Genomic DNA, 7,383 nt, shown 5'->3' on the forward strand with positions numbered 1-7,383 from the left:
GGCTTCTTCGGATCATCCTTACAGGGCGCGCAGGCGGTATAAACGCCGTTGTCGAACACCGTGTAATTGCCGCTGGAGCGATCGGCGCGGGTCGCCGCCATCCGGGTCTGGTCTTCGGTATCGACGCGCAGCGAATCGACGAAACCGTCGCGGTAGTCGTCGCTGAGATCCATGATGTTGGCGTAGGTGATCTTGCCTTCCGCATCGGTCATGCGGATGTTGCCTTCGGCATGAAGACGCTTGGTCTTCTGGTCGTAGATGACCTTGTCGGCCTCCACGCTGGTGCCGTTGTAGAACATCTGCACGTTGCCGACGGCCGAGATGCGGCTGTTGTTGTAGTCGTAATCGACCTCGGTCGCCTGAACGAGCATGTGGTTGCCGCCGAGCACCTTCGGCCGGGTAGCTCGCGATTGGTGCTCATTGTAGATGAAGGCTTGCGCCCATGCTTTCGCAGGTGCAACAACGCCGCAAGCAGTCGCAATAACACCCGCGATGGTAAGCATTAAGATTCGGCGCGAGCGATCACGCATATCCACTCCACGAACTCAGTAAGGCGCACCTGCCCACCGGGAGAAGCACCGCAGAATCCCAGCTAAATCGCGCCGTACGACCCACGCGACAGCTCCATCATAGCACTAGTTTGAATCAATCGGATGAGGTCCCATCTGAACCGTAAAAGGGGCTGCGAACCGTCATCGACATAACGGAATACGTCGCATCTGAAGCAATCGACGTGCCATTGCATCTTTGGTGACGTTGGCGAACCCTGAAGTCATACGTGGGGTTCGCGACATTGACGTCTCAGATCGGACGCGGATCGCGCGACAACAACATGAATCGTCCATGGTGACGATTCTCGAGGCTCTAGTCAGCGAAATCACCGCTGCCATACCGCGATCTCGGCCAGCGTTACGCGGCCCGTAAGCGATATGAACTACAAGGCGCGTGCTGTGCGAGTTACGGGCCTTAATCACCCCCCAAAGGCGGTCGCGCCGGGGCGGCCATACCGGCAGCTCCTTCAGCACGCCGTCAGGTCGGGCCAGACGACCTTGTTCTCGTTGAGCATGTGTTCTCCCTCAGCGAACCTTGTGAATTTCCGTCCGTCCTCTGGCCGGACTTACTTCTATGAGAATGGCCAATTAGATCGCCGCGTTCTTGGCGGCCAAGAAAGCAATTGGTGGTTCCAGCACCGGTATTGCGCCTGCCACGGGATCTGCGCTGCTTCACTTTGGACGCCAGAGCGTTCCCATCACGCAACAGCAAGCATTACCCCCGTCTTTCGTCGCAGAAGCTCCCCTGGAAACGGTGCTCCAACCAGCCTGAACTCAATAAAGGTCAAGACCCTGATAATGAGCGGCTATCACTATTGGAGCGCCTCCACCATCCTTCGCAAGCAGACAACGGCTCATAATGCCATTCGTAGCCTTGGCGGCCCAGTCATCCGCAATGGATCGTTCGACGTCTACGCGAGGAAGTCCTCTGCCAGGATCGGCAGCCTCTTTGACGAAAGCGTCAGCCAACGAATTCCGGAATCCGGAGATTGTTTCCGTGTCCGAGGGCGGGATCGCGCACACCACAGCGTTATTTTCTGCATCCATATACACCTGAGGTCCAAAGGCATTGCGGCTGGCATTGAAGGCCATGATCAGGGTGTAGGTGATCTTGGTGCCGTTGGATGATGTAAATGTATGGTCTCCGACAGAAGCGGGAGTGGATAGGACAAAATTGGTTAGGCCATCCGGATAGAGTTTCGGACGCTGCTGCCCGACAACTCCTATTCCAGCAAATTTGGCAATTTCATCCTCCGCGCAGTGGTTTAGAATGTGACGAGTGCAGTTTGGTTGCTCATTGCTGCGCCGGGGCTCAGTCCAATGGCCAAGACACGGGAGTGATGGAAGGCTGACGGTACCCAGCGGAGCATTGGCCCGATCGATACAGAAAAGGTCCATGACGGGCTTGGTCAACACAGGACGTCGTTTCGACTGTCTGTAATCCAAAATGTACAGCGCAAGGAACTTTGCTCGCGAACTCGCCGGACTACGGTCATCCAGGTCGGTGGCCGGACCACCAGGTATGCTGGCCACCAACATGGACGCGGCGGCGAGCAATAAGAATCCCAAATACAGGTGCTGCGAACATTGGTATCGTGGAATCGGCGTATGTACTAGCATAGCTAAGGAATCCACCGCCGGTGGTGGCTAGGCGATCGTCGGCAATTAGTCGCTCCCCTCGCCGGTGGCTCAGATGTCGACGCCCCAAAAACTGCCAAGGTCTCTGTTTCTCTCGGGAGCAAAAACGACGCCGTATGTGAGCGTCACCACATGATCGACGCCCCGAAACCCGGGTGGCGACGCCGTGAACAAAAGCAAGCGCCGTGCCTCTTGCACGATGCAGATTTTGCGAATTCTTCGTGGTATATGCGTGCCTTCGAGACATCGACACTTGTCTCGAACCTGACAAATTCGGTGCCAGTGCGTCGGAATACGTGCACCGGCGACTGCGAAAGCACGCTATGTCGCTTCCTTCGCGAAGAAGGCTGCGGCCTTGTTTAGGAGATCCCGCTCGGCCTTCAGCTTGGCGACCTCACGGCGCAGCCGTTCGATCTCCTGCTGCTCCGGCTTCATCAGCCCGTGGCCGGAAAAGGCCTGCACCGGGTCTTCACCCATTTGCGCAGAACATTCTCATGAACATCGAGGTCGTGGCCGGCTTGCGCCGCCGACACCCCACGCTGCCTGACCAGCTTGACCGCCTCGATCTTGACTCGCGACTGAACTTCCGTCTCTTCATCGCGCACCTCCGGCTTCATGAAACACCTAATCTCGGTGTCCATCAAACCGGCAGCAGCTCACAACGGACTGGCGCACGCGGCCCCGACCTCGCGGCCACCCCCGTGTCACGGATGTTCGATAGCTCTCGCAGAGGCTCGCTAGCTCGTAGGCCAATGCCTCACGGAGCGGCAAGATGGACGGTTGGTGACGGTCGCCATCAAGGAAGACGGCGATGACGACGACGACTGGCATAGGCACATAACTTACGCGGTCACAGTCGCAAACCCGAGCAAAGCCGCAAAGCTGGCCATGAGAGATAGCTGCGCAAGGTCGCAATGCTCAACCGTCCGCTCGGAGCTGGAATGTTGCAAAGTCGACTTGGAAGTTGGCGAACTGGTCGTGGTTCACGACGATGACATTGATCCAATCACCTCACGGCCCGGAATCATTAGCCAACGTCTGATTTTTCATTTAACCGCGTCGGATTGGATACCTGTCCGGAAGCTCCACGAGCAGTTAGCTGGCGCACTGTGAAGAAGCGGCTTGGCCGTCTAATTAACCCCGGACAGTATGTGGTTGCCTCCAGCTGCCCGCGTCTCTTTCGTAGTCCCAGGCCACTGACTCGGGAAAAGCGACGCCGTGGAATTGGTTCCATGAACGCGATAGAGGCGCTCATACGATAGTCCTGGGGGAAGATCGCAAACAGCCCAGCCCTTTCCGCGATTGCGAAGCTCGAATTAACTAGGCCGCCACCTACACGGCGTCCAAAAAACAGGCCCTCTACATAGGCTAGAACTGAGATGGCAGCAGGATGGATGGCTTCGATCGGCGTCGTCAAAAACGACAAGCTCCGATCTGTCACTTACGCCTTGCGATGGCTGATCAGGCGGAAGCCGTGAAAGCTTCTTTGGCGGCCAGCGCGGGTGGAAGCAGCGATCGCGAATTCCGAACCCCGCGACTCCAATTTTAGAGGTCTTGGGCTAAAGCCAGGCGACGATATCCCTGGCTCGAGTGCAAGACGCCGCGCGCGGTTGACCTGGCCGCGCTGCGCCACGTGCCATCGACGATGGTGCACGATCTCGCCGGGCGCGTACGCTACGTGAAGTGCAGCGGCGCCGGCAAGCGGCCGACGGCCGAGCTCACGCAGCTGTGGCAACGATGCCCGATCGAAGACATGACCGAGCTGACACGCCAGCAATCAGCCGATCCTCACCGAATGGGCTGGGATGTTTTCTATGGCAACGTCAAGATTGGCTGGTTTGGCGAGCGCGCCGGCGTGCCGGCTGACGCCGATCGATGGGGCTGGACCTGTGGCTTCTATCCCGGCTGGCGATCCCGGCCGTCCAGATCGCGACATCACCAGCTACTGCCCTGGGCCTATCGCGCTCAAGACCCGTGGCCTGAACGACGCTTACTTTGACCGATGCCATCGAGAGTTTGTTTTTTGGGGGCGGCGACATTGCGCTCTTCGCAAGCGGCGCCGCCAATGCGGCAGACCTGGAACCAGAACTGAAACTGCCCGGAGCGTGGAATTGGTCCGGAGGCTGCGTTGGGGGCACGTCGGCGGCGGCTACCGCCGAACTTCTATTGCGATGTAGTCGACAAGGCCAGTGTTCCTAGCCGGTGACCGGATCGGCTACATAGAGGAAGAACGGCTGGGTATTTGGTGTCGAGCTCGATGCTAGAGCGGGATGGGTCTAGCTTGAATCGATTTGGGACTGAACGAAGCCGCTGCCGCGGCGTAGGGGGCAAGGTGGCATAGATCGCCTCCTGGCTGAGAGGATGTGGGTGTTGGAGCCCACCCCCTCAGACAGGAGTATCGAGATGGCCGATTTGAGCCCTCTTCGCCGCCGCATGATCGAAGACATGACCGTCCGCAATCTGTCGCCGGCGACGCAAAGATCCTACATCAGCGCGGTTTCGAAGTTCAGCCGCTATTTTGGCCGATCGCCTGACCGGTTAGAGCTGGAAGACGTCCGCGCCTTCCAGGTGCATTTGGTCTCGACCGGCATCTCATGGCCGGCGCTGAACCAGATCGTCTGTGCGCTACGGTTTTTCTACGGCGTCACGCTCGGCGAGGCGCTCATCCCAGAGCGCATTCCCTATGCGCGAGAACCGCGCAAGCTGCCGGTCGTTCTCAGCGCCGACGAAGTGGTTCAGTTTCTTGAAGCGGTATCGAGCCTGAAGAGCCGCGCCGCGCTCACCACCGCCTATGCGGCCGGGCTCAGGGCCTCGGAGGTTGCGGGACTGCGGATCGAAGACATCGACAGCGCCCGCGGCGTCATCCAGGTGCGCCACGGCAAGGGCGCGAAGGATCGCAACGTGATGCTGTCGCCCCAGCTGCTGGGCATCCTGCGCACCTACTGGCGGCTCGCCCGGCCGCGGCTTTATCTGTTCCCTGGTCGTGACGAAGATCATCCGATCGATCAGACCGTGCTGCATGCCGCCTGCCGGTCGGCGGTGAAGGCTGCGGGCCTGACCAAGCGCGTCACGCTGCACACGCTGCGCCACAGCTTCGCGACACATCTTCTCGAGAACGGAACCGATATCCGGATCATCCAGGTCTTGCTCGGGCACAATAATTTGTCGTCGACAGCGCGCTACACGCAGGTCGCCACCGATACGATCCGAGCGACGCAGAGCCCGCTCGATCGCCTGTCGCTGGAGGTGACGCCACCTGGATGACCCGCAGCGGGATGCGGGTCATGACCCGCTCCGACATCCGCTCCAACAGGCCCGCCATCGAGATTGCCGATATTCTGCGCCGGCATGGCGACGCCTATCGCCGTGTACATGCCGGTCATCTGGGGCGGGTCGAGCGGCGCGTGATGAGCGCGATCGTTGCGTGCCGGACCGAGGCGCTCGGCGGCCACATGGAGGCTTGCGACGACTGCGGCACGACACGCGTTGCCTATAATTCCTGCCGCAATCGGCACTGTCCGAAGTGTCAGGGGAGAGCCCGAGCCGCGTGGCTCGCCGCGCGTCAAGCCGACCTGCTTCCGGTTCCCTATTTCCACGTCGTCTTTACACTTCCCGCACCGATCGCCGCGATCGCTTTCCAGAACAAGGCCGTCGTCTATGCCATCCTGTTCAAGGCTGCCGCCGAGGCGATGACGACGCTCGCCGCCAATCCACGCCGGCTCGGCGGTGCGATCGGCGGCGTCGCCGTCCTCCACACCTGGGGACAGACGCTGATGCATCATCCCCACGTCCATTGCGTCGTTCCGGGTGGCGGCCTCTCGCCCGATGGCGCGCGCTGGACCGCTTGCCGACCGAACTTCTTCCTGGCCGTCAAACCGTTGTCCAGACTATTTCGCACACTTTTTCTCAAACGTCTGTCGGCAGCCTTCAACTCCGGTGCCTTGCGTTTCTTCGGCGATCTCGGAGCTCTGGCCGAGCCGGCTGCCTTTGCGGCCCACCTCGACGCCATGCGACGCATCAACTGGGTTGTTTACGCCAAGCGGCCCTTCGGCGGACCCGCACAGGTCCTGGCCTATCTCGGCCGCTACACCCATCGCGTCGCGATCGCCAACAGCCGGCTCGTCGCACTCGACGACGATCATGTCGCCTTCTCATGGAAGGACTATCGCCAAAACAGCGCGACAAAGATCATGAATCTCAAGCCCGATGAGTTCATTCGCCGTTTCCTGCTTCATACGCTGCCTGACGGCTTCCACCGCATCCGCCACTTCGGCTTCATGGCCAACCGCCATCGCGCTGCCAAGCTCGCCCTTTGCCGCGAACTTCTCGATCATGAGCGAACAGCCCCAAACGATGGCCAGCCGTCGCCTGTGGATTCGGAGGCTCAAACCTGGGCCGAGGTTCCTGCCTGTCCCGATTGTGGTGGCGTCATGCGCATCATTGAGCGCTTTCGACATAGCTTCAGACGCCCCAGCCCTCGAACATCACCGATCCGATACGACACATCGTGAGCCAAGTCATGTCGTGCACGACGATCATCATTCGTCATTTCGCTCCCAGCGTCTCGATCATCGCGGACGATGTCGAATCCGTGCTGTCACACTGCGCGACAACAACCGTCCGATGCAGCAAAAGGCCTATCGCGATCTCAGGCGAAGCGCGTCTGATCTCAACTCTTCCAGGATGCGCACTCCTGTGTCTCTGCCTCACGCGCCGAGCCAGCAGATCGGGCATGGCGATCTCGAACAATCCCCATAGCTGCAAAACCGCGAATAGCCTCCCGCGCCTTCGTTCAATCCGGCTTCAATGAGGTCGCGTCATAAGCGCCTGCCGCGCCCTCGCGTGAGCGCGACCTCACAGAACCCTCCAGATTCCCAAATCGGAAGGCTTCTGATTCAACATGCTGGCTGGGAAGGAGGCCAGCATGGATGGGACGAGCCTATTCGGACGACCTTCGTGAGCGGGTAGTGAGAGCTGTCATCAAAGGTGGCCTGTCGCGGCATCAGGCAGCGGCTCAATTTGGGGTGGGCATCAGCACGGCGATCAACTGGGTACAGCGCTTCCACGAGACCGGTAGCGTCAAGCCAGACCAGATCGGGGGCTATCGGCCAAAGAAGATTGCGGGGCCGCACCGCGAATGGCTGATGCAACGGTGCCGAAACGATTTTACCGTGCGCGGGCTGGTGGCCGAACT

General features: G+C 59.9%; 6 protein-coding genes and 1 pseudogene. 4 read left to right on the forward strand and 3 right to left on the reverse strand.

Features of this window, described 5'->3' with window-relative positions; genetic code table 11:
- The 3 genes and pseudogenes from K359_RS56035 to K359_RS56040 all read right to left on the reverse strand — a co-directional run.
- The coding region (locus tag K359_RS56035; RefSeq protein WP_305728199.1) for an LptA/OstA family protein at positions 1–503 on the reverse strand (503 nt) is incomplete at its 3' end.
- A gap of 822 nt (positions 504–1,325) precedes the next feature.
- Positions 1,326–1,964, reverse strand: coding sequence for a hypothetical protein (locus K359_RS62630; protein ID WP_156929088.1), 639 nt, complete (start codon positions 1,962–1,964; stop codon positions 1,326–1,328).
- Positions 1,965–2,511: 547 nt separating this feature from the next.
- Positions 2,512–2,787 (reverse strand): annotated as a pseudogene (locus K359_RS56040) (transposase); the annotation flags it as partial.
- A gap of 1,047 nt (positions 2,788–3,834) precedes the next feature.
- On the opposite strand from K359_RS56040, the gene K359_RS56050 reads away from it, so the two are divergent.
- From K359_RS56050 to K359_RS62635, 4 genes are all read left to right on the forward strand, one after another.
- A complete protein-coding gene (locus tag K359_RS56050; protein WP_035978384.1) occupies positions 3,835–4,188 on the forward strand; it encodes a hypothetical protein in 354 nt (117 codons plus the stop codon).
- A gap of 404 nt (positions 4,189–4,592) precedes the next feature.
- Positions 4,593–5,453: a tyrosine-type recombinase/integrase gene (locus K359_RS0145930; protein ID WP_029085027.1), complete on the forward strand. Its 861-nt coding sequence runs from the start codon at positions 4,593–4,595 to the stop codon at positions 5,451–5,453.
- A 20-nt stretch (positions 5,454–5,473) separates the two neighbouring features.
- On the forward strand, positions 5,474–6,700 hold the full coding sequence (locus tag K359_RS0145935; protein WP_051346817.1) for an IS91 family transposase: 1,227 nt from the start codon (positions 5,474–5,476) through the stop codon (positions 6,698–6,700).
- Positions 6,701–7,117: 417 nt separating this feature from the next.
- Positions 7,118–7,383, forward strand: a 266-nt coding sequence (locus tag K359_RS62635; RefSeq protein ID WP_029085030.1) for a helix-turn-helix domain-containing protein, incomplete at its 3' end; no start/stop codon positions are given.

It is taken from the genome of Bradyrhizobium sp. th-b2, assembly GCF_000426785.1.
Classification (GTDB): Bacteria; Pseudomonadota; Alphaproteobacteria; order Rhizobiales; family Xanthobacteraceae; genus Bradyrhizobium; species Bradyrhizobium septentrionale.